This is a genomic window from Spiroplasma citri (genome assembly GCF_001886855.1).
In the GTDB taxonomy this organism is placed as follows: Bacteria; Bacillota_I; Bacilli_A; order Mycoplasmatales; family Mycoplasmataceae; genus Spiroplasma; species Spiroplasma citri.
Map to the genome: position 1 here is coordinate 1,033,562 of NZ_CP013197.1, position 25,478 is coordinate 1,059,039.

At 23.8% G+C, this 25,478-nt stretch carries 32 protein-coding genes and 3 pseudogenes; 18 read left to right on the plus strand and 17 right to left on the minus strand.

From position 1 onward, the window contains the following. The first annotated feature begins 12 nt into the window (after positions 1 to 12). On the plus strand, positions 13 to 270 hold the full coding sequence (locus SCITRI_RS05890) for a hypothetical protein (protein ID WP_071937597.1): 258 nt from the start codon (positions 13 to 15) through the stop codon (positions 268 to 270). Positions 271 to 275: 5 nt separating this feature from the next. Continuing rightward, positions 276 to 488, plus strand: coding sequence for a hypothetical protein (locus SCITRI_RS05895; protein ID WP_071937172.1), 213 nt, complete (start codon positions 276 to 278; stop codon positions 486 to 488). 37 nt (positions 489 to 525) lie between these two features. Here SCITRI_RS05895 and SCITRI_RS05900 read toward each other — a convergent pair whose 3' ends face one another. After that, entirely contained in the window at positions 526 to 1,059 is a 534-nt protein-coding gene (locus SCITRI_RS05900) for a lipoprotein (protein WP_071937598.1), read from the minus strand. Between the two features lie 310 nt (positions 1,060 to 1,369). Between SCITRI_RS05900 and SCITRI_RS05905 the strand changes: the two genes are divergently transcribed. Next, the gene (locus tag SCITRI_RS05905) at positions 1,370 to 2,680 is read left to right on the plus strand and encodes an Mbov_0401 family ICE element transposase-like protein (RefSeq protein ID WP_071937599.1); all 1,311 of its coding nucleotides are present in this window, start codon (positions 1,370 to 1,372) and stop codon (positions 2,678 to 2,680) included. Between the two features lie 150 nt (positions 2,681 to 2,830). Here SCITRI_RS05905 and SCITRI_RS05910 read toward each other — a convergent pair whose 3' ends face one another. From SCITRI_RS05910 to lepA, 7 genes are all read right to left on the minus strand, one after another. Then, positions 2,831 to 3,136, minus strand: a complete 306-nt coding sequence (locus SCITRI_RS05910; protein WP_071937600.1) for a hypothetical protein — start codon at positions 3,134 to 3,136, stop codon at positions 2,831 to 2,833. A gap of 48 nt (positions 3,137 to 3,184) precedes the next feature. Beyond that, positions 3,185 to 3,874: a M48 family metallopeptidase gene (locus SCITRI_RS05915; RefSeq protein ID WP_071937601.1), complete on the minus strand. Its 690-nt coding sequence runs from the start codon at positions 3,872 to 3,874 to the stop codon at positions 3,185 to 3,187. Positions 3,875 to 3,907: 33 nt separating this feature from the next. Beyond that, positions 3,908 to 5,233, minus strand: a complete 1,326-nt coding sequence (locus SCITRI_RS05920) for an MFS transporter (protein ID WP_071937602.1) — start codon at positions 5,231 to 5,233, stop codon at positions 3,908 to 3,910. Between the two features lie 728 nt (positions 5,234 to 5,961). Next, positions 5,962 to 6,915: a hypothetical protein gene (locus SCITRI_RS05925; RefSeq protein ID WP_071937603.1), complete on the minus strand. Its 954-nt coding sequence runs from the start codon at positions 6,913 to 6,915 to the stop codon at positions 5,962 to 5,964. Between the two features lies 1 nt (position 6,916). Then, positions 6,917 to 7,183, minus strand: coding sequence for a Vmc-like lipoprotein signal peptide domain-containing protein (locus SCITRI_RS05930; protein WP_071937604.1), 267 nt, complete (start codon positions 7,181 to 7,183; stop codon positions 6,917 to 6,919). A 63-nt stretch (positions 7,184 to 7,246) separates the two neighbouring features. Beyond that, positions 7,247 to 7,960 (minus strand): hypothetical protein, encoded by a 714-nt coding sequence (locus SCITRI_RS05935; protein WP_071937605.1) that lies wholly within the window; start codon positions 7,958 to 7,960, stop codon positions 7,247 to 7,249. A 61-nt stretch (positions 7,961 to 8,021) separates the two neighbouring features. After that, positions 8,022 to 9,824, minus strand: a complete 1,803-nt coding sequence (lepA, locus tag SCITRI_RS05940; RefSeq protein ID WP_071937606.1) for a translation elongation factor 4 — start codon at positions 9,822 to 9,824, stop codon at positions 8,022 to 8,024. Positions 9,825 to 10,052: 228 nt separating this feature from the next. On the opposite strand from lepA, the gene SCITRI_RS05945 reads away from it, so the two are divergent. Next, positions 10,053 to 10,514, plus strand: a complete 462-nt coding sequence (locus tag SCITRI_RS05945; RefSeq protein ID WP_071937607.1) for a hypothetical protein — start codon at positions 10,053 to 10,055, stop codon at positions 10,512 to 10,514. A 111-nt stretch (positions 10,515 to 10,625) separates the two neighbouring features. Here the strand turns inward: SCITRI_RS05945 and SCITRI_RS05950 are convergent. After that, a pseudogene (locus SCITRI_RS05950) lies at positions 10,626 to 11,053 on the minus strand (IS30 family transposase); the annotation flags it as partial. Between the two features lie 116 nt (positions 11,054 to 11,169). On the opposite strand from SCITRI_RS05950, the gene SCITRI_RS10165 reads away from it, so the two are divergent. Further along, on the plus strand, positions 11,170 to 11,316 hold the full coding sequence (locus tag SCITRI_RS10165; RefSeq protein WP_157092870.1) for a lipoprotein: 147 nt from the start codon (positions 11,170 to 11,172) through the stop codon (positions 11,314 to 11,316). 295 nt (positions 11,317 to 11,611) lie between these two features. On the opposite strand, the pseudogene SCITRI_RS12480 reads toward SCITRI_RS10165, so the two are convergent. The 7 genes and pseudogenes from SCITRI_RS12480 to SCITRI_RS05985 all read right to left on the minus strand — a co-directional run bounded on the left by SCITRI_RS12480 (position 11,612) and on the right by SCITRI_RS05985 (position 16,504). Beyond that, positions 11,612 to 13,796, minus strand: a pseudogene (locus SCITRI_RS12480) (spiroplasma phage ORF1-like family protein). Between the two features lie 30 nt (positions 13,797 to 13,826). Beyond that, on the minus strand, positions 13,827 to 14,045 hold the full coding sequence (locus SCITRI_RS05960; RefSeq protein ID WP_071937608.1) for a hypothetical protein: 219 nt from the start codon (positions 14,043 to 14,045) through the stop codon (positions 13,827 to 13,829). A gap of 11 nt (positions 14,046 to 14,056) precedes the next feature. Next, the gene (locus SCITRI_RS05965) at positions 14,057 to 14,293 is read right to left on the minus strand and encodes a hypothetical protein (RefSeq protein WP_071937609.1); all 237 of its coding nucleotides are present in this window, start codon (positions 14,291 to 14,293) and stop codon (positions 14,057 to 14,059) included. Next, on the minus strand, positions 14,293 to 14,688 hold the full coding sequence (locus SCITRI_RS05970; RefSeq protein WP_071937610.1) for a hypothetical protein: 396 nt from the start codon (positions 14,686 to 14,688) through the stop codon (positions 14,293 to 14,295). The genes SCITRI_RS05965 and SCITRI_RS05970 overlap by 1 nt, the downstream gene beginning before the upstream one ends. Further along, a pseudogene (locus tag SCITRI_RS12335) lies at positions 14,681 to 15,693 on the minus strand (hypothetical protein). The gene SCITRI_RS05970 and the pseudogene SCITRI_RS12335 overlap by 8 nt, the downstream one beginning before the upstream one ends. Continuing rightward, complete coding sequence (locus tag SCITRI_RS05980; RefSeq protein WP_071937611.1) at positions 15,693 to 15,896, minus strand: DUF2649 family protein; 204 nt, start codon at positions 15,894 to 15,896, stop codon at positions 15,693 to 15,695. The pseudogene SCITRI_RS12335 and the gene SCITRI_RS05980 overlap by 1 nt, the downstream one beginning before the upstream one ends. Positions 15,897 to 16,048: 152 nt before the next feature. Continuing rightward, a complete protein-coding gene (locus SCITRI_RS05985; protein ID WP_071937612.1) occupies positions 16,049 to 16,504 on the minus strand; it encodes a DUF3627 domain-containing protein in 456 nt (151 codons plus the stop codon). A gap of 450 nt (positions 16,505 to 16,954) precedes the next feature. Between SCITRI_RS05985 and SCITRI_RS10170 the strand changes: the two genes are divergently transcribed. The 12 genes from SCITRI_RS10170 to SCITRI_RS06040 all read left to right on the plus strand — a co-directional run bounded on the left by SCITRI_RS10170 (position 16,955) and on the right by SCITRI_RS06040 (position 23,396). Further along, the gene (locus SCITRI_RS10170) at positions 16,955 to 17,104 is read left to right on the plus strand and encodes a hypothetical protein (protein ID WP_155522119.1); all 150 of its coding nucleotides are present in this window, start codon (positions 16,955 to 16,957) and stop codon (positions 17,102 to 17,104) included. A gap of 104 nt (positions 17,105 to 17,208) precedes the next feature. Beyond that, entirely contained in the window at positions 17,209 to 17,358 is a 150-nt protein-coding gene (locus tag SCITRI_RS05995; protein ID WP_071937614.1) for a hypothetical protein, read from the plus strand. Beyond that, positions 17,358 to 17,609 (plus strand): hypothetical protein, encoded by a 252-nt coding sequence (locus tag SCITRI_RS06000; RefSeq protein WP_071937131.1) that lies wholly within the window; start codon positions 17,358 to 17,360, stop codon positions 17,607 to 17,609. Before SCITRI_RS05995 ends, SCITRI_RS06000 begins: the two co-directional genes overlap by 1 nt. 424 nt (positions 17,610 to 18,033) lie before the next feature. After that, a complete protein-coding gene (locus SCITRI_RS06005; RefSeq protein ID WP_237237851.1) occupies positions 18,034 to 18,192 on the plus strand; it encodes a hypothetical protein in 159 nt (52 codons plus the stop codon). 356 nt (positions 18,193 to 18,548) lie between these two features. Next, positions 18,549 to 18,830: a hypothetical protein gene (locus SCITRI_RS06010; RefSeq protein ID WP_071937615.1), complete on the plus strand. Its 282-nt coding sequence runs from the start codon at positions 18,549 to 18,551 to the stop codon at positions 18,828 to 18,830. A 37-nt stretch (positions 18,831 to 18,867) separates the two neighbouring features. After that, on the plus strand, positions 18,868 to 19,317 hold the full coding sequence (locus SCITRI_RS06015; RefSeq protein ID WP_071937616.1) for a DUF3627 domain-containing protein: 450 nt from the start codon (positions 18,868 to 18,870) through the stop codon (positions 19,315 to 19,317). Between the two features lie 152 nt (positions 19,318 to 19,469). Next, on the plus strand, positions 19,470 to 19,673 hold the full coding sequence (locus SCITRI_RS06020) for a DUF2649 domain-containing protein (RefSeq protein ID WP_071937469.1): 204 nt from the start codon (positions 19,470 to 19,472) through the stop codon (positions 19,671 to 19,673). After that, a complete protein-coding gene (locus SCITRI_RS11530) occupies positions 19,673 to 20,308 on the plus strand; it encodes a hypothetical protein (RefSeq protein ID WP_237237852.1) in 636 nt (211 codons plus the stop codon). Before SCITRI_RS06020 ends, SCITRI_RS11530 begins: the two co-directional genes overlap by 1 nt. Then, the gene (locus tag SCITRI_RS11535; protein WP_237237853.1) at positions 20,265 to 20,675 is read left to right on the plus strand and encodes a hypothetical protein; all 411 of its coding nucleotides are present in this window, start codon (positions 20,265 to 20,267) and stop codon (positions 20,673 to 20,675) included. Before SCITRI_RS11530 ends, SCITRI_RS11535 begins: the two co-directional genes overlap by 44 nt. A 5-nt stretch (positions 20,676 to 20,680) precedes the next feature. Continuing rightward, positions 20,681 to 21,022, plus strand: a complete 342-nt coding sequence (locus SCITRI_RS06030) for a hypothetical protein (RefSeq protein ID WP_071937617.1) — start codon at positions 20,681 to 20,683, stop codon at positions 21,020 to 21,022. After that, positions 21,022 to 21,258 (plus strand): hypothetical protein, encoded by a 237-nt coding sequence (locus SCITRI_RS06035; protein WP_015967964.1) that lies wholly within the window; start codon positions 21,022 to 21,024, stop codon positions 21,256 to 21,258. Before SCITRI_RS06030 ends, SCITRI_RS06035 begins: the two co-directional genes overlap by 1 nt. Before the next feature lie 11 nt (positions 21,259 to 21,269). Then, positions 21,270 to 23,396 (plus strand): spiroplasma phage ORF1-like family protein, encoded by a 2,127-nt coding sequence (locus tag SCITRI_RS06040; RefSeq protein ID WP_071937618.1) that lies wholly within the window; start codon positions 21,270 to 21,272, stop codon positions 23,394 to 23,396. Between the two features lie 14 nt (positions 23,397 to 23,410). Here SCITRI_RS06040 and SCITRI_RS06045 read toward each other — a convergent pair whose 3' ends face one another. After that, positions 23,411 to 23,812: a lipoprotein gene (locus SCITRI_RS06045; protein WP_071937619.1), complete on the minus strand. Its 402-nt coding sequence runs from the start codon at positions 23,810 to 23,812 to the stop codon at positions 23,411 to 23,413. A gap of 114 nt (positions 23,813 to 23,926) precedes the next feature. Between SCITRI_RS06045 and SCITRI_RS06050 the strand changes: the two genes are divergently transcribed. Beyond that, positions 23,927 to 24,895 (plus strand): IS30 family transposase, encoded by a 969-nt coding sequence (locus tag SCITRI_RS06050; RefSeq protein ID WP_015979228.1) that lies wholly within the window; start codon positions 23,927 to 23,929, stop codon positions 24,893 to 24,895. The last annotated feature ends 583 nt before the right edge of the window (positions 24,896 to 25,478 follow it).

The window sequence follows — 25,478 nt, forward strand, 5'->3', positions numbered from 1 at the left end:
GGAGAATAAAAAATGAGTGAAACTATTTTAGAAATTATTGTTTTGGTTATATCACTTTTTACTGGTGGGACAACTGGCATAACAGCAACTATTTTGAGTAAAAAACAACAAAAAATTAGAGATGAAAATAAAGAATTAAAAGAAAAAATAAACGATATTAAAATTGAAATTAATAATATTAATACGAAATTAGATGTTATTACAATCATAAATAACAAACTTGCTAATAACAACAAAATAAATATCAGACAAAAAAAACAAGGATGGTAATAAAAATGAAAAAGAAAAAGACTAAGTTATTTTTTCTACGATTAGCATATTGAATAGTTCACGGTTTAACATTGGGATTGCCAATTTTATTCACTGAAATTAATAAACTAATGCTAAAATTAAAAGAAAAAATTAATAATGAATGTATTTTGCTAGGTGAAAATAAAGAAGATAATATTAATGACATAATTAAAAAAGATGATGAAAAAGAAAATTAAATAAATTAAAAAAGCAATTTAGTAAAAATTGCTTTTTTTATTCACTATTAACTTTTACATTGCCATTATTATCAACAATTAAATCAGGTAATTTTTGCTCATCACCATTTCAACGATAAACTGCTTTAAAATAATTTTTATTTTTTATATATTCTCGTCATTGAACAATAGAGACAGGGTTATTAATTTTATTAATTATTAAATCTACCGAAAAATATGGAGCTTTATACAAAAATAATTCATAATCACTTTTAAAATCTATTTTTTTATCTTTTTTATCTTCTAATTTTGTATCATTTTTAAACTTAACAATTTCTCAAACATCATTTTCATTGCCACGCCACACAACAAAATAATATTTATTATCAACTTGATTAAAAGGTTTTTCTTGTGGTGCTATTCATTCTAAGTTTTCTTTTATTTCTTGGAAATTTGTGTATATTTGGTTTTCTTTTTTTAGTTGTTGTAATTCATCTTCGTTATATTGTGGTATATTATTACAAGCAACTAAACTTGTTGTGCTTGTTCCTAGTAATGTAATTGCTCCTAAAAAACTTAATCTTTTTTTCATAAAAAGTCAGTCCTTTCTTAATATTTTATTTATATAAAAATTATATAATGAATATAAATATATACAAAGAATAATGATAAAAATTTATTTTAACGAAAATTATTATAAGCAAGGTTAAAAAATCTTGTTTTTTTTATTTTAAATTAAGATATAATATTTTTGTTATAAAAAAAGTATCAAAATTGTATTAAATAATATTAAAAAAATTAAATATTTGAAAAACAAGTTAAAAATAACTTGCTTTTTTTAGGTGTTTATTTTAATGTGTGTGATGATTTATTTTTAAATCACGAAAGGAAACAACTTTAAAATGGATATTAATAATATTATTAATGGTGAAAACTTTTTTAATAAAACATATGAAGATTTGAATAGATATGCTGTTGGAGAAATTGCATATAGGTTAGAAAATATAGATGATCTTATTTTTCAAAATTATCAAAAATATGATAAATTTAAACATTATCGAGTAAAAGATAATATTAAAAGAACATTAATTACTTTAAAAGGTAAAATAACGTTTAACAGACGAAGATATTATAAAATTAACACAATAACAGGAAAAGAAGAATATATTTTTATTTTAGATGAATTTTTACTAATTAAAAAATGACAAAAAGTAGGAAATGATGTTAAAGAAAGAATTTTATTGTTTTTAAGTGATGATAAAAAATACCGCGATATTTTACATGCCTTAGAACAAGCAAAAATTAGTTTAATGTCAATTTCAAATATTATAAAAAATGCAACAACAAAAGACAAATATTATATTAATAATACCAATATCAAAATAAATGTCCCACATACTTTATATATTCAAGTGGATGGAACTTTCCTTAAAATAGAATGCGATAGAAAAAAGGTTAAAAAACACACATTATTGTCCACTGTTCATACTGGTTATGATCAAGAAAAATCAACCGAAAAAAGACATGTAATTGCAAATAAGTTAGGTGTTTACGAAATAGATAATATTCCAATTTATATTTCTAAAAAAACAAAATTAACCCGTTTTGTTGTTAAATTAATACTTTTGATAATAAGTAATTATAATATTCAAGATGATACCGAAATTATGATTTTAGGTGATGGAGCAAATTGAATTAAAGGGGTTAAAAAAGATATTGCAAATTGTTTCCCTAATAACAAAGTTCATTATACAATAGACAAATTTCATTTAGTAAAAAGATTTAAGGATTTATTACCCCACCGAAGAATAATTAAAGAAAATGAAGAAACTTTTAAACAAGTTGTTGATTATTTTTATAATGGAAAATATTATGAATTATTACAATGTTTAAAAGAAAGTAAGTCATTTATTCCTAGTTCTAAAAAGTTTTTAAGAAAAACAATTAATTTAATTAAAAATAACGAAGAGGGCATTAAAAATCAAACATTATGAAATAATATCGGTTGTCATATGGAGGGTGATGTTTCCCATTATGGTAAGGGGATATTTTCTAAAAAAGGAATTTATAGCGAAAAAACTGTTAAAAATAAATTGAATACTAGTATGCTAAAATTAAGAAATAATATTAAGGATTTTAAACCACCAGAAAATAATAGTATTTTATATAATAATTTTAATAAAACTAAACAGCAAAATTTACATCTTTATTAATTTTATTTTTAAGTTAAATAATTTTAATAAAAATGCATTTTTTGTTGTGATTAAATTTAAAAAATATAAAAATTTGTTGACAATAAAATTAAACATGGTATCTTTAAGTTAAGTAGATGGATTATTTATTCCATAATTTCTTAAAATATATTAAATACCCCAAAATAATTTATACAGTCGGGTTTTAGCATTATCAAAGGTTTTTTTATCCGTGCAAATATGAATATGAATCTTTTTTGTTCCATCATAATCATTAATTAATTTCGCTAAACAAAAGCCATCCCAACCATTATTATCAACATTAGTTAAAATTAAAAAACTATGAACTGCTAAATTCAAATGATGAAATAAGCCTTCTGCTGCTTTTGCCATTAATTTAACTGGAGGAATATCAAATTGATTAAAAATAAAATTTTCAAGATTTTTTGTGTCTTGTTGATTACTAATATAAAGCATATTTCTTAACTCCTTACTTGATTATATTAAATTAAAAAGAAAACCATTTTAAATCCCTGGTTTTTTTAAAATTTCAACTTTTTCACGATAATTTGGCATATATTTTTCAACATAATATCAAAAAAACTTAGAATGATTATGATGAACTAAATGTGATAATTCATGAATAATTACATATTCCAATACTGTTGAATCAAAATGAATTAATTTTGTATTTAAAACAATTTTTTCCGTTTGAGGATAACAAACACCTCATTTGCGAACCATTGCTTTAATTGTTAAATTTTTATAAGATAAATTCATTATTGTTGCTCATTTATTTAATAATTGCTCAAATTTATAACTAAATTTTTGCTTTAAAAAATGATGTAACTTCTTAACATTTTCATCATAACTACCAGCATCTTTTAATAAAAAATATTGTCGATTAACAATTTTAGTATGAATATTCTCATTCGTTAGTTGCAATGGATATTTTTCATTAAAAACATAAACATAACCTGTTCCATTTGGATTAATAACAATCTTTCGATAATTATCGTGAAAATCAATTACAGTAATAATTTTCTTAATATTTTTATAAATTAGAGCTTCAATTTCTCAATCATGGGCATAACTAGGGGCTGATACTTTAATTTTACCATTATTAACATTTAACACAATATTCTTTTGTTCTTTAATAATTAAATCATATTTAATTAAATTACCCTGATATGGTAGCACTTTTTCGAATGCCATGCTGTTCCTCCCCCTATAATAAATATGGATTAATTAATGATTATCATCTATTTTATCATCATTTTCATTCTCAAAATTATGGTGTAACTCTGATGATTGCAAAGAATTATTAGTTGCTGGTTTTTTTGTAATATCTTCACGGTATTTTTTGCCAGCTGTTCAAATTTTATCAATATCACCTAAAAAAACTTTACCATCATAAGAACTATCAACGCGAGCATTGGGATTAATGCGTTGTTTACCACTTGGTTTTGGCACTGAACCAATTCGTTGAGCTAATACTGTTTTATCTAATGACATATGTTGTTTTGATTTTGGAATAATAATTGAATCATATGAATTTAATTTTCCTTTTGAAGGCGAACTTTCCGTACTAAAAATAGGTGCTGAATAATCACGATGTTTAATAATATCACCTTTTTGTACAAAGTCACCTTCTTGTTCAATAAGTAGTGCTACGGGTGATTCATCAACAATTCCTTCGTTCTCTTTAATTGTAGGTAAATATTGTCCTTCTGCACCAACACGAATTGTTGGCTTTGAATTAGTAGCATTATTATCTTCTTCTACTGGTAGAAGATGTGCTGCTTCACCTTGTTCATGTAAAAGAGCATTCCGAGCCATCTTCGCTTTCAATAAGGTCATCTTCGCTTTTAAATCATTTGTTGTTGAAACTGATTTGTTGTTAATAGGATTTTTTGTTTCTTCAAGAGGAGTAAGTTCACTTTGACTTACCATTTCTTTTTGGGGTGTTAAACCACGAGCACCAATTTTACCAGTTTCAAAATTAATCGCTGTTAAATTATTTTTTTGATCTTGCGTTAATGATTTTGTTTTTCGTGTTTTACTATAATAAGTTATTGCAAATCAACTACCAAAGAAAGTTAATCCTGGACCAATAAATAACAAAATAAATCCTGAATTAATCGGTAAATTTAATTTAAAAATATTTAAACCAGCATTAAGACTTCTTGGTTGACCAGCAAGCGCAACAGCCATTGTTAATAAAACGCAAGATATTAATCCAATAATAAAAGCTCAACTTATTCCAAAGACTTTATAACTATTATTTTTTGATAAATAATTTGGAATTAAATACATTAATACTAAAAAACTAGAAATTCCAATTAAAATAGCACCAACTAATTCTGGTTTTGTAATTATATTATTATATACTGTCATATTTGAGAACTGTAAAACCAAAAGGGCAATATCTTGTAATAGCATGTATGCAGCATTATAAAGGAACATTTGACTATTAATTTTATTTGCTACCATAATTAATATCCCAAACAGTAACGCACTAAAAATTCCGCCAATTGTTAAGAAAGTTAATGACACTCCACGTAATTTCTCCATTTTTTTCACCTATCTTTTAGCCATAACAAACCATACATATTATTAAGTATATATTGTAATTATACCCTATTTCTATAAAAACCAATAATAAAATGTAAAAATTGTTTGTTATTTACCATTTTAATTAAACCAAAATTTAAAATAAAAAAGATACTAGTTTTAAATTTAAAACTAGTATTACTTCACATAATCGTAACATAACTTTGACTCAGGGTAATGCTTATTATGTTGATAATTATATTTTTTCAGCAATAATTAAATAATTCAGGTTATATATATTATTTTTATTAATTATGTTTATTAAAAATCGATTTGCTACTTAGTTTAAAGAATTAAAAAGAATGGACATATTTGTATAACAAATCATTTTACAGACCAGGTTTTTGTAAAATAGACAAGGGAATTATTTTTAATTATTATTCTGAAACAACTAAAAGTTAATATGTTTTGCTAATTGATATTTGATATTTAATACATTAAAAAATATCTATATCTTTTCGCTTAACACCCCAACCACCCTACCAGATTCAAGAAGATTGATAAATTTAAAAATAAAATGAATTAGCCGCTAATTGCTAACTAACGATTAAATGAATGTTAAACTTTATAATTCTGAATCATAATAACGTATATCCAATTACACTATATAATATATTATTTTATTTTCAACAAGATAATGCACTTTAAAAATTAAAAAATAACTTTTTTGAACTTGTAAAAAACTATGTTTATTTAAACAATAAAAAAATAGTTTTAAATAAAACTAGTTTTAGTCTAACATTTTTTCAATCATAATTACTTCATTTTATTTTTTCTTGTAATGTTGCAATAATTTGATAAAATGGCTGTTTTGTTAAAATTGATGCCATTTTATCAGAAGATGCCAAAATTTTTGAACCTGGTTTTGCGCGAAAAACAATTTCTTTTTTATCTGTATTATATGGCTTGTCAACTAAAAGCTCATCATATCAAAGGTCTTTATACTGTTCTGCAAAAAATTGTCCCAACAGTTGTTTAACAACAGCATAGCGAATGTCATTTAAATTATTTCCAGTATATGTTTCATTTAGTGTAACTTTAATTTGTTCCATATTTTTTGGTTTTTCATTGTTATAATTTAAATATTTACGGTGATCTAAAATAACATGAAATTTAAAAGTAACATTAGAATCATTAAAAATATTGGGTACACTACCACTTAAGTAAAAAGTACCATTTAATTGATCATCAATATTAATATCTAAAATCCCACCTTGCATAAAGGCTTGCATAATAGCTTGACTATAAAAAGCAGAAAAACGATTAGGATCACCACTAAATTCCATTAGAGCTGCCGCTATAATTAATGTACTTCCTGTTGGGTCTTTCTTTCAATTATTATAAATATCACTAGCTAAATAAACATTCCCTAAATTAACAACTGGATACACTTGGTCAAACGTAACAGCTTCTGAGATAATTTCTAATTCACCAGTAAAATTACCTCCTTCTTTCGCAATAATTTTATAATTATTATCTTCCACAATAACTTCAACATCATCACTTGTAAAATTTGTGCCATTTAAAACATTCATCACTGCTAAAACACGAGCAGGATCTGCTGGTTTATCAACTGCTTCTTCTGAATATGGTAATGAAATCAAAGTAATAATTTTTGTTAAATCATTTGTTGTTCAATCCAAATTAATTTTTTTTTGCTAAAAATGGTTGATTCGAAACATATGGCATTGAGCGAATTGTTGCTGTTTTCATTCCTGGATCAAGATCAACAGCAAAGTTATCTGGATTATAATTTAACTTTTGAATAGCTGCTTTGATACTAGCAACATTTGGAATGACATGATAATTGGTTTTCTTTGCAATATCAGCAACATTAGTGCAACTAACAACTGAAGTAATAGAAGCCGAAGTAAATGTTAGTGATGCTAAAATCATCATTAATTTTTTCATACTTAAAAACTCCTTTAATCACAAAAATAAATTATTCATAAATATTATTTTTAAAAATATTTATTATAAACCAAATAAGGGTGGACAATTTTCCTTTTTAAACTGAATTAATAATTTTGTTTTTCGTAATTGTGCTTTTAAAAATGTTCGACAAATTAGTGATTTAATAATCACTACAATATTCATTTGTTGGAGAAATCGAATCATTGCGGCAAATAGATCAACTGTAAAATTATTTATAAATAATTCATTATAAATTTCCGTATTAGTTCAAATAACAAAACAAGTAATTTTTTTAAGATAAAACCCATAAATAACAACTAAAGCAATTGTTAATAGCAATGATAAACCAATAATAAGATAAAAAATGTAAAATAAATTTAATAAAATTAAATATGGAATTCGTGCTAAATGTTGATTTTGAACTAAAACAATATAGCGTTGAAAATTATAAGCTAATGTTATTGTTAATAAAATTAAATTTAATAGTCATGTTAAAAGAACAAATCAATTATTTTTAAGCAATAATTTATAATGGTCAAATGATTGTTGATAAAAACGAAAATTAATTAAAATTTGCGTTAAAATTCCTACCACAAAAATAGAAACAAAGGAAATTAACACTACATAAGCTAAATTAAAAAGAACATTATCAAAAACAAAATTATTTACTGGATAAATAATTCCAATTCCTCAAAATAAAAAAACATAAAATAATAATGCTAATAAAAAGAAACTAAGAAACTTATGATAAAAATTATTATATTTTAGATTCATTGTTATCACCTTTTATTAATTATATCACTTTTTATTAATAAAAAATTGCTAACAATAGCAATTAATCATCTAACTTTAAAACAGCCATAAAAGCTTCTTGAGGTACTTCAACAGAACCAATTGCTTTCATTCGTTTTTTTCCTTCTTTTTGTTTTTCTAACAATTTCTTTTTCCGGGTAATATCGCCACCATAACATTTTGCTAATACATTTTTACGCATAGCTTTAATATCTTCTCGCGCAATAACTTTATGATTAATGGCTGCTTGAATTGGAACTTCAAAATTTTGACGGAGAATAATTTCTTTTAACTTTGCACAGAGAGCTTTACCACGACCATAAGCAAAATCACGGTGAACAATAATTGATAAAGCATCAATAATTTCATTGTTTAGTAAAATATCCATTTTAACTAATTTATTAGGACGATAACCAATAAAATCATAATCTAACGAAGCATAACCTTTACTAATTGATTTTAACCGATCAAAAAAAACAAAAACAATTTCATTTAATGGCATCTCATAAGTCAAAATTCGTCGCGTATCATCAATATACTCTAAATTAACATATGTCCCACGTTTATTTTGACATAATTCCATTAATGAACCAATATATTGTTTGGGGGTCATAATTGTTGCTTTGACAAATGGTTCTTCAATGCGATCAATTTTTTGCACAGCGGGTAATTCACTTGGATTATCAATGCTAATCATTTCCTTATTTGTTAAATAAACATGATAAATTACCGATGGTGCAGTTGCAATTAACTCTAAATTATATTCTCGTTCTAATCGTTCTTGGATTACATCCATATGTAATAATCCTAAAAAGCCACAACGAAAACCAAAACCTAATGCTTGCGATGTCTCTGGCTCATAAACAAGGGAAGCATCCGATAACTGAATTTTTTCCAAGGCTTCTTTTAAATCTTTATATTTAGCAGAATCAATTGGGTATAGGCCACAAAACACCATTGGGTTCATTTTTTTATATCCTGGCAATGGCTGTTGCGCTGGATTAGCAACAGTTGTAATCGTATCACCAACCCGAACATCACGCACCATTTTAATACTTGCTGCTAATCACCCTACTTCACCGGCTCCTAATTGGTTTTTTTTAACTTCTTTTGGGGTTTTAACTCCTAATTCGGTAACTTCATAAACAGCACCGGTATTCATTAATTTAATTTTTTCACCAACGCGAACAATTCCTTGATTAACTCGAATTGAGACCATTACGCCTCGGTATTTATCATAATATGAATCAAAAATTAATGCTTGCAACGGATTATTATCATCGCCGTCTAATGGGGCAGGAATATCCTTGACAATTGCTTCTAATACCTGTTCAATATTTAATCCTGTTTTAGCACTAATTAATGGTGCATTTGTTGTTGGGATTCCAATTAAATTTTCAATTTCTTCTTTAACGCGGTCTGGGTCAGCTGATGGTAAATCAATTTTATTAATAACGGGAATAATTGCTAAATTATTATCAATTGCTAAATAAACATTAGCTAATGTTTGAGCTTCAATTCCTTGTGCTGCATCAACAACTAAAATTGCTCCTTCACAAGCTGCTAAACTACGTGATACTTCATAAGTAAAATCAACATGTCCTGGAGTATCAATTAAATGAAAAATATACTCTTGTTGATCTTGAGCCCGATACTTTAACTGAACAGAATTTAATTTAATTGTTATTCCTCGTTCACGTTCTAAATCCATTGAATCCAATAATTGTTCTTGCATTTCTCGTTTTTCAACTGTTCCTGTTAACTCTAAAATCCGGTCTGCTAAGGTTGACTTTCCATGGTCAATATGAGCAATAATTGAAAAATTACGAATTAATTTTTTCTCCATTTAAAATTGAAACCCTTTCTATCAGCAGTTATACTTCTTATATCATTATACATAATTTTAGTAAAATAACCTGAAATAGCTGGTTTTAATAATAAATAATTACAGCCAAATTGAATTTTTAAAATAAATACGATATAATATAAAGTACAATTTAAAAAATGAAACTATGGAACAATTATTTTAAAAATTTTATTAGCATTTTTTTATATCACGGAATGGGGAATACTTGTGAATACTAACTTTACAGAATATTATAATCAGTTAATGGCTGAAGTAGCTTTAATTACGAATGTTGAAAAAATTTCTGATACAAAAAAAGATTGGTTGTATACATTATTAAAAAATTTAAAAACTTTTAACACGAAACAAATTAACTTGCAACAACATGAAGGGTTAATTTATCAAATTATGCGTGTTATTAATCAAAGTACTGAATTTATTCATAACCGCATTAGTAATGCCCTTAACGAATATCGCAAATTATATCGACAACATTTTAAAGTTAATTTAAACATGTGGCAAGAAAATTTACGAATTTTTGATTATTGTGAAAAACAACTACAGTCTAATTATGACAAAAAACTTAAAATTTTACGAGAGTCAATCATTAACTATTATTACTTAAATTATTTAAAAGATAAAATTGAAGAAACATTAAAAATTATTAGTTTGTCAGCACGAACATTATAATAAAATGAATTATGTAAAATGAAGTGCAAAAAATCTTTATTAATTAAATAATATAATAAAAATTACAAAAATCAACCATAAATTTAAAAAAATTAAAAATATTTTAATTTTTCTTTTACCACGATGTCGCAAATTCTGTTTTAAAAAACCATAAAAACCTAAACGAATTCATTTATACAATGTTTTAACATAAACCGGAAATTTAACACCAAATTTTAAAAAATAACGATAAATAAATTCTCTCGGAGCATCAGGATATTTATTAAGTCTAATTTTCATAAAATTAATCTGTTCTTCCGTAAACTTACATCTTTTATTATTTTTTTTCTTTTCTCATAATACATTTCATCTGACTTATAAGCACTATATTCTTTAATAGTTTTAAATCTCTTAATTTCTCGTAAAATAGCACTACGATGTCTATTCAAAAATTTAGCAATTACAGAAATATTATGTTCACCATTCTTTTTTAAAAACATTTTTGATAATAATAATTGTTCTAATTTAACTTTATCTATAAAACTCAAATGACTATACATAACACTTATATACCTTTCATTAACTTATAAAATTAATATTTAATACGAATAATTGATATATAATTAATATAAAATAAAATCAGTTATATATAGAAAAATAAAAAGGAGCAATATATATGAAAAAATGACTTAGTATTTTAGGAACAATCGGATTAACAACAACAAGTACAACATCATTAATTAGTTGTCAAAAACCAAATAACAATGAAAACGGGGGGGTAATAATCCACAACAACCAACAAAAGATAGTAATTGAAAATTAATTGGTAATAAAGATGAAAAAGATATTAATAAAAATAATTATTGAGATATCAGTAATAAATGATATTTTACAGAAAGCGAATTAGGATATTTTAATAAATTTTATATAATAATTTGAAAAGATGGTTCAAATTATAAGATTTCAAATTCTCAAGGATTACATGGTACATATACCAATTTAAAAGCAGTTTATCGTTGAGATGGTGCTCGTGAACCACAATTACCAACTATCGACAAAAACACCGGTAAAATTATAAATTGAAAAGAACAAAAAGAAACTGAATAACAGTTCCTTTTTTATATTAATCGCACAAATTTCATAAAAATAATTAATAAAAAGATATTTGTTATTGTACTATACAACGCTGGATTAAATTTTCATACCTCAAATATTTGACTAAAAAACTATATACTGTTTCAAAAACCTTTCCAACACCACTCGCTAACTCATTAACTTGTTTAACACCGGGAATAGTGTTAACAATTCAAATCACCGCATTTTTAATGTGAGTTTCTAAATCTCATCAACCTTTAGGAGTTATATATTGCACTTGTCATCATTGTTTATCGGGTAGCAACCCACCATTATTAATCTCTTGTCAATTATAAATCACAAAATTAAAATCATAATATCGGTACATATCATTCTCTCTTTGTGCTTGTAATTCAAAAACATTATAACCGATTTTTTGTTCTTCAATTTTTTTATATTGCAAACCATATTTATTTTGTAAATTACCGCCAAAAACATAACCCGAATTTAACTTAATATCATAATTATTAGCAACCGAAAAATCATAATTAAAAACACTACCATAATTATTAATCGTATAAAACCGATTTTTAAATGCTGAATATAATTTAATATCTAACTGTTTATATTTATATGAAAAATAAAAATATCGTGGGTAAATTTTAAAACCATTATTTACTAACAAACCATATTTTTTATTATAACCTTGAACATAAGTATTATTTTCTAAATCAAAAATCGTACGTAAATAATTTAGTATAAAATTTCTGTGAAATCATAAACATACTATTTAATAATTTATCAAATTGCAATTTATCGTTAATATTTTCACTCAACAAAATATTATTAAAATTTTGTAATTTCAAAGCAAAAAAGTTAACTAAAACAGTATCATATTGTAAATTATCAATATACCCATTTTCAATAAATGAACTACGATTTTGAAATACCGGCACCAACGCAGTTGCAAAAAACGACTGTAAAAACTTAGATAAATCAAACTGACCGCTAAATTGTTGATAATATTTTAAATCTTTACTATTTAATGATGAATAAATTAAACCATTAAAATTAAAAACTTCACCCATTCCCATTCGCATAAAACTAAAATTAAAGCTTAAATCATCATTATTAACATTATTTAACTCTAAACTACCCGAAATAATTGTATTTGCTTCATCAACAGTCAAAATCATTCGATAAATTGCTTTTTTAATATTTTCAACATCCAATTCATCAACCGTTTCAAAATCAAAAATTATCCGCTTTGTTCCAACCTTATTCGGATTTTCATAATCCCCACTACCACCTTGCTGAGCTCTAATATTTTCCTGCAAAACAGAATATAAAGATAAATCAATAAATTCTTTTACGCGAGTTTGTTGATAACTATTTCAATCAGTAATTTCACCAGTGTTTTTATCAATGGTTGGTAATTGTGGTTCACGAGCACCATCTCAACGATAAACTGCTTTTAAATTGGTATATGTACCATGTAATCCTTGAGAATTTGAAATCTTATAATTTGAACCATCTTTTCAAATTATTATATAAAATTTATTAAAATATCCTAATTCGCTTTCTGTAAAATATCATTTATTACTGATATCTCAATAATTATTTTTATTAATATCTTTTCCATATTTATTACCAATTAATTTTCAATTATCTACATTTAAATTAACTCTTGGATAATGATTTTCTTTATAACGCTCAACATTTTCCACAATTTCTTTCGATACATCAAACAACTGATATTTTACGGCAAAAGCATAAATAAAATCAATTAAATCATTCAAAAAATTCTCTTTTTTAACATCATAAAATTTTTCAACCATATAACGATTTTTTAAACTATGTCATTGTCGATAATAATTCAAAAATATTTCATTAGGTTTATCATAAACAACTCCGGTTGAATAACTATCTTGTAAAAAATCTAAATACCATTTATCATTAAACAATAAATTTTTTGATGTTTTTAAAGTTGGATTAATAAAGTAATTTGTTTCCGACCAATTTTCAAAAAAACTGCTACGTAAAAACATCGTATTAATAAAATCAGTTTCATTAATACCTTCATGAGTACTATAATTTATAAAATTTCTCTTGTTTAAGCGTATAATGCTCCTCATTTAAGGGTCTAAACGCCGTTAAAGTAATAAATGGGATAACCAAACCCAAAAAAGTTAAAATAAATATGGCAAATAAATATGATAACTTACGCATTATTCTTTACCACCTTTCTTATTTTTAAAATTAATTATAAATAAAATACATCAAACTAATTCAAATCAAAAAAAATAAAAACAAATTTGCAAATAACATATCAAATAAAATGCCAAATTCATTAATTAATCTATCTCATTTATCGTAAATTGACCCAATAAATAAAGAAAAACCAAAACCAACAACTAAAATATATACTAATATTTCTCATCATTTTTCTTTTAAAAACTTTAAAATTTTAATTTTCATAAACTTAACTCCTAACTATACAATGTTTTTGAAACAATAAACCCAACAATATATAAACTTGATATCGTTAACATTAACAGATGACTAAACAAAACTGCCATTCTACCAAATAATCAAATCAATCAAGTATCAGAATTATATAAATCCATAATAATATTTTTTGCTGATGTAAATTGATTAATAATAACAGTAATAAAACCAGTTCCAAATATGGCAATCGCCGCAAACAATAAAACTAATTTAATCATTACTTTTTATCTCCTTTAAATTTAGTACTTCTAATATTTTTTGCTTGATATCTAATACTTTGTCGTTTAAGTTCTTTTTTAACTTGCTGCTTATTACTATTTTGATAAACATTTTTACCAACATTAATACCTTTTCGTACAGTTGGCGAATATACTTGCGAAACACCATTATTAACTGTCGAACCTAAATTATTATATTGTGTTGATGTGCCGTGAATTGCATAAATAGATAACTTAATAACCATAAAAAAGACTAAAAAATAAGCAATCGATGTATTTGTCATCGGTAACTTTGTATTTCAAATTACATCAAAAATAAACAAAAATATATCAAAAACAAAACTAAAAATCTTATCTCAATTACTATTATTATTTTCAACTAATAAATTAATCATCTTTACCATTTCCTTTCTCTTTTTTAGGTTTTAAATTCTTTTTCAAAATATCAATATCAAACAATTCTAATCGTTCTTTAACACTTAACTTTGTAATTTCTGACCAATAATATTCTTTTTTATCAACAACTTCGTCATTCTTTAAATCACGCACAAACTTTAACCATTGACTATCATACTTATTAGCGAATTCAAGGGAAATAATTATTTTAAAAAACCGAATTCCTAACCCAACATCTGACTTATGTTTTGCTCTTTTACCTTCTGCTGTTCGTTCTACTGATTTTGTTTTTCAAATTTCATAATCCGTTATATCTTGGAAAATCCCAATTCGCATAATAAAGAAACGATTAAAAAAATTAAATCCTTTTTTAGCAACGGGTTTTTTCAATGAAATTGGAATAATAATCCCACTTGCTAACTGGCGAATATTGTTTCAAATCATACCCTCACGCTGAGCAGTAAACAACGCACGATTACCAAAATGTCTCGCTAAAACAATTCACGGTATTTTACCACTATGAACTTTTTTCTCATCATGAGGACTAGTTCCATCAATATACAAATAACTTTCATAAAATAAAATAACACTATCATCTGGGGGGGCGGTTTTGTTCTATCGGTAAAATCTAAATTTTTAAATGTTAAAATTTTAACTTTATCATCTTCTAACGGATAATTACTATAAATTTCATCTGTCAATAATTTCATAGTTTGCGACAAATAAGTTAAAAGTAATGTTTTACCAGTTTCTAACTTACCAATAATTACCGATAACGGATTATCTCAAACAAAATTTACTAACCGAAAAGCGTTTAACTGATAAAAAATATTTTTTCACAATCATCACACAAAATAAATACACTGCAAAACAAATAATATTCAAAATACTAAACCAACACAATACAAAGAAATTATCCAAAGTAATAAATCAATTAAACTAAACAAAAGCATTGAACCACAAATATAACAATAGTTTTTAAAGAAAAATATAAATTTTTTCATTATTTAAAATACCCAACTATTTTAAAAACCATCCACAAGAAAAACCAAGTTAAAAACAAAATCACAATTCAAACACCAACCATCAAAGTTAAATATTTATTTTGCGTTAAATTCCACATTTTAATACTTTCAACATTCGTTTTATCTATAAACAAAAATATATAAATAAAAAACTCTTTTAATTTAATTCAATCATTTTGCATTTTTAAAAACTCCACATTTTTTGAATAAGTTTAAAAAACATTCCAAAAAATAAAACAACAAATAACACAAAGGATATAACATATAAAAACTCAGGGGCATTTGCACCAATAATATAACTAACAAATTGAACTCAATAATCATATAAACTCATTTAATTTAAACTTTCTAAATCATTAATTAATTCTTGTACTTTTTCAACACTTCAATTTGTTAAATTATTATTATTATTATTATTATTTGCTTTTACTTTTTTAGGTTCACTTGAAAATAACGCTTCTTTCATTTTAGTAAAGTAATTTTGTTTATATTGATTATATAAATTGATTAATTCTGTTCCAGTTAAATATTTCCAAATATGACGTTTTAAATTTTCATCATATTTTACAATAGGATAAGAATTATCATAAATTAAACCGATTGCTACTTGTTCCGAATGTTTTTCACTCGGATAAATAAACTTATTACTCAACCAAAAACCAATATGGCGATTATGATTAGGTAAATTAATAAAACTTGCTTTATCTGTTGTAAAAGGTATAAATCCCTTACTAATAAAATAATTTTCTACATTCTGATTTTTCTTAATAAAATTACTCAATTTTATCATCTCCTAACTAAATATTTGTTTAATAAACAATGTTATAAATAATGTTTATATAATGTTTATTTATTGCAATAAACCTGATTATTAACAATGTTATAAATAATGCTAATATATTGTTTATTTAATGCTTAATAAACACTGTTAATAAAAGTTAAATATATAAAATAATAAAAATTGGCACACTGAAAAATACTATTTAATTTTTAACAATAGTTATTAAAATATAAAATCATAAATTTATAATTAAGTTGATATTATTATGGTTTTCTCTCTGTATAAATTATTTTAAATAGAAAGGAAAAATAAAATATCGAAGAAATAATAAATTCATTTTTTACAAATGTGATATCATCTATTTTTTGATTATCATGAATGGTATCACCAATTAAAACAATTATTTCACTAATAATAATTTTAATAATAACTTTTAAATTTAGGAATCATGTAATCGAAGTGCAACAAATCAATTCTGAAAGGAGTTGATTTTTTATTGAAAAGAAACATTATTTTATTTTGCGGTCCTTAGTAACTAAGTATGGAAAAGATATTGTTATTAATACTGTAAATAAGATAGTAATTAATAATTTAAAAGAAAATGAATAAATTATCCGCGTAATTTATTAGCGGTAATTTATTCAATATTGTTTATTTTGAGCGTAGCGAACACGCGGAGCGTGACGCGATATTTTTTAGAAAGGAGATGTATTATGCCAACTTGATTAACGACAATATTTAGTGTTGTTATTGTATTAGCAATTTTTCTTTATTTTGGTTTATTAATTTACGAAAAAATTAAACAAATTCGAGGAAAGAAAAAAGATAAAAAAGAAATTGAAAGAAAGGAGAGTAATAAATAATGTTAGGTATGTATTTAACAACAGCGTTTAATTTTTTAACAGCACCTACACCTAAAACTATGTCTGAGGGTATGACTGGTATTTGAACTGGTTTATCTAGTGCATTATGAAAAGTTAAAGAAGGTATAACAAATATTTTACCTGAGATAATGGTTTTCTTAGGTGAAGCGTGAATTATATTAATTCCATTTGCTATATTTTGTATTATTAAAATCTTAAACTTTTTCCGTGTTATGGTTAAAGGATTTTAATATTTATTATAATCGATCATATATCTTAGTTAAGGCACACTAGCTTTTATGTGAATTAAATAAATAATTTTATTGTTTATTTTTACACTATACACTGTTTACAAATTTATTTTTTAATAAACTTTATTACTATCGTTAATATTGGGATAATAAAAACCCCCTATTATACATATAAATTTAACTATATTTTCTATAGTTGATAAATCTATATTGTTTATTATTCATAATATTGAGTCTGTTATGAAAAATATTTTTTTAGTAGGATTTAATAAAAATAAGAATATTTCTATTAAGGGTCATACTAGTAATAGATTTGGGAAATAAATTTTTATAATATTTTTTATAAATACACCTACTTTCTTTTAAAACTTGTAAACAGTATATAGTGTAAAAATATTAATTTAATTATATTTAAGGTATTATTATGGTTTTCTCTCTGTATAAAAATATTTACAAATTTGTTAATTTATTAAAAATTTGAATAATAAATTTAAAAGAAATAATTGTTTTAATTGGTGATACCATTTATGATAATCAAAAAATAGATGGTATCACATTTGTAAAAAATGAATTTATTAAATAGAAAAATGAATTTATTATTTCTTCGATATTTTATTTCTTCTTTCTATTTAAAATAATTTATACAGAGAGAAAACCATAATAATATCAACTTAATTATAAATTTATGATTTTATATTTTAATAACTATTGTTAAAAATTAAATAGTATTTTTCAGTGTGCCAATTTTTATTATTTTTATATTTAACAATGTTTATTAACAGTGTTTATTAACATTGTTTATTAAACATTAAATAAACAATATATTAGCATTATGTATAACATTGTTAATAATCAGTTTTTATTACAATTAAAAAACATTATATAAACATTATTTATAACATTGTTTATTAAACAAATATTTAGTTAGGAGACTATATTATGGATATGAAATTTAAAACAACTAAGGAATATAAAAAAATAAAGAAAAATTTTATTAAAGATATTTTTTTATTAAGTTTTTTAATTTTTTTAATTTTAATTGTTGGTTTCTTTTTTTTAAGTTCTTTTATTTATTTTTCAATATTAAGTTGAAGTGTTAAAGATTTTCTATATTTTGTGCTTGTAATTATTATGTCTGTATGTGCTTTTATATTTATTATTTTTGCGATTATTATGTATATAAAATATATTCTTGAATGTAAGGCAGAATTTGATGTTTAAAAAGAAAAATTAAATCAATATTTAAAAACTGAAGGAGATGATAAAATTGAGTAATTTTGTTAAGAAAAATCAGAATGTAGAAAATTATTTTATTAGTAAGGAATTTATCCCTTTTGCAACAGAAAAAGCAAGTTTTATAAATTTACCTAATCATAATCGTCATATTGGTTTTTGATTGAGTAATAAGTTTATTTATCCTAGTGAAAAACATTCGGAACAAGTAGCAATCGGTTTGATTTATGATAATTCTTACCCTATTGTAAAATATGATGAAAATTTAAAGCGAAATATTTGAAAATATTTAACTGGAACAGAATTAATCAATTTATATAATCAATATAAACAAAATTATTTTACTAAAATGAAAAAAGCGTTATTTTTAAGTGAACCTAAAAAAGTAAAAGCAAATAATAACAATAATAATTTAACAAATTGAAGTGTTGAAAAAGAACAAGAATTAATTAATGATTTGAAAGACTTAAATTAAATGAGTTTATATGATTATTGAGTTCAATTTGTTAGTTATATTATTGGTGCAAATGCCCCTGAGTTTTTATATGTTATATCGTTTGTGTTATTTATTGTTTTGTTTTTTGGAATGTTTTTTAAACTTATTCAAAAAATGTGGAGTTTTTAAAAATGCAAAATGATTGAATTAAATTAAAAGAGTTTTTCATTCATGTCTTTTTGTTTATAGATAAAACGAATGTTGAAAGTATTACAATGTGGAATTTAACGCAAAATGAATATTTAACTTTAATGGTTGGTGTTTGAATTGTGATTTTGTTTTTAACTTGGTTTTTCTTGTGAATGGTTTTTAAAATAGTTGGGTATTTTAAATAATGAAAAAATTTATATTTTTCTTTAAAAACTATTGTTATATTAGTGGTTCAATGCTTTTGTTTAGTTTAATTGATTTATTACTTTGGTTAATTTCTTTGTATTGTGTTGGTTTAGTATTTTGAATATTATTTGCTTTGCAATGTGTATATTTTGTGTGATGATTGTGAAAAAATATTTTTTATCAGTTAAATGCTTTTCGGTTAGTGAATTTTGTTTGAGATAATCCCTTATCGGTAATTATTGGTAAGTTAGGAACTGGTAAAACATTACTTTTAACTTATTTGTCGCAAACTATGAAATTATTGACAGATGAAATTTATAGTAATTATCCGTTAGAAGATGATAAAGTTAAAGTTTTAACATTTAAAAATTTAGATTTTACCGATAGAACAAAACCCGTTCCCCTAGATGATAGTGTTATTTTATTTGATGAAAGTTATTTATATATTGATGGAACTAGTCCTCACGATGAAAAAAAAGTTCATAGTGGTAAAATACCGTGAATTGTTTTAGCGAGACATTTTGGACATCGTGCGTTGTTTACTGCTCAGCGTGAGGGTATGATTTGAAATAATATTCGCCAGTTAGCAAGTGGAATTATTATTCCAATTTCATTGAAAAAAACCCGTTGCTAAAAAAGGATTTAATTTTTTTAATCGTTTCTTTATTATGCGAATTGGGATTTTCCAAGATATAACGGATTATGAAATTTGAAAAACAAAATCAGTAGAACGAACAGCAGAAGGTAAAAGAGCAAAACATAAGTCGGATGCTGGGTTAGGAATTCGGTTTTTTAAAATAATTATTCCCCTTGAATTCGCTAATAAGTATGATAGTCAATGGTTAAAGTTTGTGCGTGATTTAAAGAATGATGAAATTGTTAATAAAAAAGAATATTATTGGTCGGAAATCACAAAATTAAGCGTTAAAGAACGATTGGAGTTATTTGATATTGATATTTTGAAAAAGAATTTAAAACCTAAAAAAAGAGAAAGGAAATAGTAAAGATGATTAATTTATTAGTTGAAAATAATAATAGTAATTGAGACAAGATTTTTAGTTTTGTTTTTGATATATTTTTGTTTATTTTTGATGTAATTTGAAATACAAAATTACCGATGACAAATACCTCAATTGCTTATTTTTTAATCTTTTTTATGGTTATTAAGTTATCGATTTATGCAATTCACGGCACATCAACACAATATAATAATTTAGGTTTGACAGTTAATAATGGTGTTTCGCAAGTATATTCGTCAACTGTACGAGAAGATATTAATACTGTTAAAAGAGAAATTAAGCGTCAAAATGTTAGACAACAAGCAAAAGTTAAAAGAGGTGTTAAGTAATGATTAAATTAGTTTTATTGGTGGCGGCGATTGCGATATTTGGAACTGGTTTTATTACTGTTATTATTAATCAATTTACATCAGCAAAAAATATTATTATGGATTTATATAATTCTGATACTTGGTTGATTTGATTATTTGGTAGAATGGCAGTTTTGTTTAGTCATCCGTTAATGTTAACGATATCAAGTTTATATATTGTTGGGTTTATTGTTTCAAAAACATTGTATAGTTAGGAGTTAAGTTTATGAAAAAATCGTTATCTTTATTTGCCATATTTATTTTAAGTTTTTTGGGTTTAGTTATTCCATTTATTACTTTAACGGCGTTTAGGCCCTTAAATGAGGAGCAATATACGCTTAAACAAGAAAGTAGTACTGGTAAAGGTATTAATGAAACTGATTTTATTAATACAATGTTTTTACGCAGTAGTTTTTTTGAAAATTGGTCGGAAACAAATTACTTTATTAATCCAACTTTAAAAACATCAAAAAATTTATTGTTTAATGATAAATGGTATTTAGATTTTTTACAAGATAGTTATTCAACCGGAGTTGTTTATGATAAACCTTGTGAAATATTTTTGAATTATTATCGACAATGACATAGTTTAAAAAATCGTTATATGGTTGAAAAATTTTATGATGTTAAAAAGGAGAATTTTTTGGATGATTTAACTGATTTTATTTATGCTTTTGCTGTAAAATATAAGATGTTTGATGTATCGAAAGAAATTGTGGAAAATGTTGACCGCTATAAAGAAAATCATTATCCAAGAGTTAAGTTAAAACAAGATAATTGAAAATTAATTACTAATAGATATATTCCACGAGATACTGGATGATATATTATAATTTATGAAAGTTTTAATTTATGACGAATAGAAAAAATTAATAGTTCTAAAAACTTCGGAAGTAATACTGGTTATCCAATGGATATTATATATAAATGAGAATTAAATAATGAACCTACGAATTTACAATTACCAACCATTGATAAAAACACTGGTGAAATTACTGATTGAAATAGTTATCAACAAAGTCGTGTAAAACAGTTTATTGATTTATCTTTATATTCTGTTTTGCAAGAAAATATTAGAGTTCAGCAAGGTGGTAGTGCGGATTATGAAAATCCGAATAAGGTTGGAACAAAGCGGATAATTTTTGATTTTGAGACGGTTGACGAGTTGGATGTTAAAAATATTAAAAAAGCAATTTATCGGATGATTTTGACTGTTGATGAAGCAAATTTAATTATTTCTGGTAGTTTAGAGTTAAATAATATTAATAATGATGATTTAAGTTTTAATTTTAGTTTTATGCGAACTGGAATGGGTGAGGTTTTTAATTTTAATGGTTCAATTTATTCATCATTAAATAGTAAAGACTTAAAGTATTATCAACAATTTAGCGGTCAGTTTGATTTATCTAAGTTTTTACAGTCGTTTTTTGCAAGTGCATTGGTGCCCGTGTTTCAAAATCGTAGTTCGTTTATTGAAAATGGATATATTGATAATTTACAATATGATACTGTTTTAGTTAACTTTTTTGCGTTGAAATTACAAAATTTTAATAATATTTTGTTGATTGAAAATATTAACGATAAATTACAATTTGATAAATTATTAAATAGTATGTTTAAGATTTCACAGAAATTTTATACTAATTATTTACGTACGATTTTTGATTTAGAAAATAATACTTATGTTCAAGGTTATAATAAAAAATATGGTTTGTTAGTAAATAATGGTTTTAAAATTTACCCACGATATTTTTATTTTTCTGATAAATATAAGCAATTAGATATTAAATTATATTCAGCATTTAAAAATCGGTTTTATACGATTAATAATTATGGTAGTGTTTTTAATTATGATTTTTCGGTTGCTAATAATTATAATATTAAGTCAAATTCGGGTTATGTTTTTGGCGGTGATTTACAAAATAAATATGGTTTGCAATATAAAAAAATTGAAGAACAAAAAATCGGTTATAATGTTTTTGAATTGCAAGCACAAAAAGAGAATGATATGTACCGATATTATGATTTTAATTTTGGGATTTATAATTGACAAGAAATTAATAATGGTGGGTTGTTCCCCGATAAACAATGATGACAAGTGCAATATGTAACGCCAGAGGGTTGATGAGATTTTGGTGCTCATATTAAAAATGCGGTGATTTGAATTGTCAATACTATTCCCGGTGTTAAACAAGTTAATGAATTAGCGAGTGGTGTTGGTAAGGTTTTTGAAACAGTATATAGTTTTTTTAGTCAAATATTTGAAGTATGAAAATTTAATCCAGCATTGTATAGTACAATAACAAATATTTTTTTATTAATTATTTTTATGAAATTTGTGCGATTAATATAAAAAAGGAACTGTTATTAAGTTCCTTTTTGTTCTTTTCAGTCAGTAATTTTACCAGTATTTTTGTCAATAGTTGGTAATTGTAAATTCGTAGGTTCATTATTTAATTCTCATTTATATATAATATCCATTGGATAACCAGTATTACTTCCGAAGTTTTTAGAACTATTAATTTTTTCTATTCGTCATAAATTAAAACTTTCATAAATTATAATATATCATCCAGTATCTCGTGGAATATATCTATTAGTAATTAATTTTCAATTACTATTTTCTGGTGGTTGTTGTGCGTTATATGATGGTTTTGGTTTATTATCTTCTTCGTTTTTATTATTATTTTCTTTTTTACAACTGATTAATGTTGTTGTACTTGTTGCGGTTAATCCGATTGCTCCTATTATGCTAAGTCATTTTTTCATATATATTGCTCCTTTTTATTTTTTTATATAATTGATTTTATCACATATCAATTATATATCAATTATTCGTATTAAATATTAATTTTATAAGTTAATGAAAGGTATATAAATGTTATGTATAGTCATTTAAGTTTTATGGATAAAGTTAAATTAGAACAATTATTATTATCAAAAATTTTTTTAAAAAAGAATGGTGAGCAGAATATTTCTGCAATCGCTAAATATTTGAATAGACATCGTAGTACTATTTTACGAGAAATTAAGCGTTTTAAAACTATTGATGAATATAGTGCTTATAAGTCAGATAAAATGTATTATGAGAAAAGAAAAAAGAATAATAAAAGATTTAAGTTTACAGAAGAACAATTAAATTTTATTCATCTGAGATTTAATGTTTATCATGATTCACCATCAGAACTTATTTATCGTTATTTTTTAAAATTTAAAGTTAAATTTCCCGTTTGTGTTAAAACATTGTATAAATGAATTCGTTTAGGTTTTTATGGTTTTTTAAAACAGAATTTACGACACCATGGTAAAAAATACAAAAGAAAAGGAAAATCTGATAATCGTGGTAAATTAACTGATTTTAAGTCAATTTGAGATATTGATAATAAAGTTTCTAATGTTGGATGACTTGAAATGGATACAGTGGTTGGTAAAGACCATAAATCTGCTATTTTAGTTTTAGTAGAACAATTAAGTAAAAAATATTTTGCAATAAAATTAGAAAATCATACTGCTAGGGAAGTTGAGAAAAAGTTTAAAGATATTATTATAAAAAATAATTTAATTGGAAAAATAAAAGGAATAATAACAGATAGAAGGAAAGAATTTAGTAAATGAAGAGAAATGGAAATATTTGCTGAAACACAAGTATATTTTTGTGATGCTGGTTCACCACAACAAAAACCTTTAATTGAATATATGAATAGTGAATTAAGACATTGATTTCCTAAGGGAACTGATTTTAATAAAGTTAGTCAAAAACAAATAGATTGAGTAGTTAATGTTATAAATGATAAACTCCGACCGTGTTTAAATTGAATAAGTTCAAAAGAAATGTTTTTGCAGAATATATAAACAATAAATATTTAAAAATGTATATTAAATTATAAAATATGTCATTAAAATAATAAAATATGTATTTATTAATTAAAATTAATAAATTATTTTTTAGTTTGTTTAAATATTGATAAAATAATTAATTTTTTTAAATTTATGGTTGATTTTTGTAATTTTTATTATATTATTTAATTAATAAAGATTTGTTGCACTTCATTTTACATAATTCATTATTATTTGAATTTTTAATAAATTAACAAATTTATAAATATTTTTATACAGAGAGAAAACCATAATAATACCTTAAATATAATTAAATTGATATTTTTACAATATACACTGTTTACAAGTTTTAAAAAAAGTAGGTGTATTTATAAAAAATATTATAAAAATTTTTGGTTCAAAACTGTTATTATTATGACCTTTAATAGAAATATCTTATTTCTATTAAATCCTACTAAAAAATATTTTTCATAATAGACTCAATATTATGAATAATAAACAATATAGATTTATCAACCTTAAAATTATCCCAATATTAAAGATAATAATAAAGTTTATTAAAAAATAAATTTGTAAACAGTGTATAGTGTAAAAATAA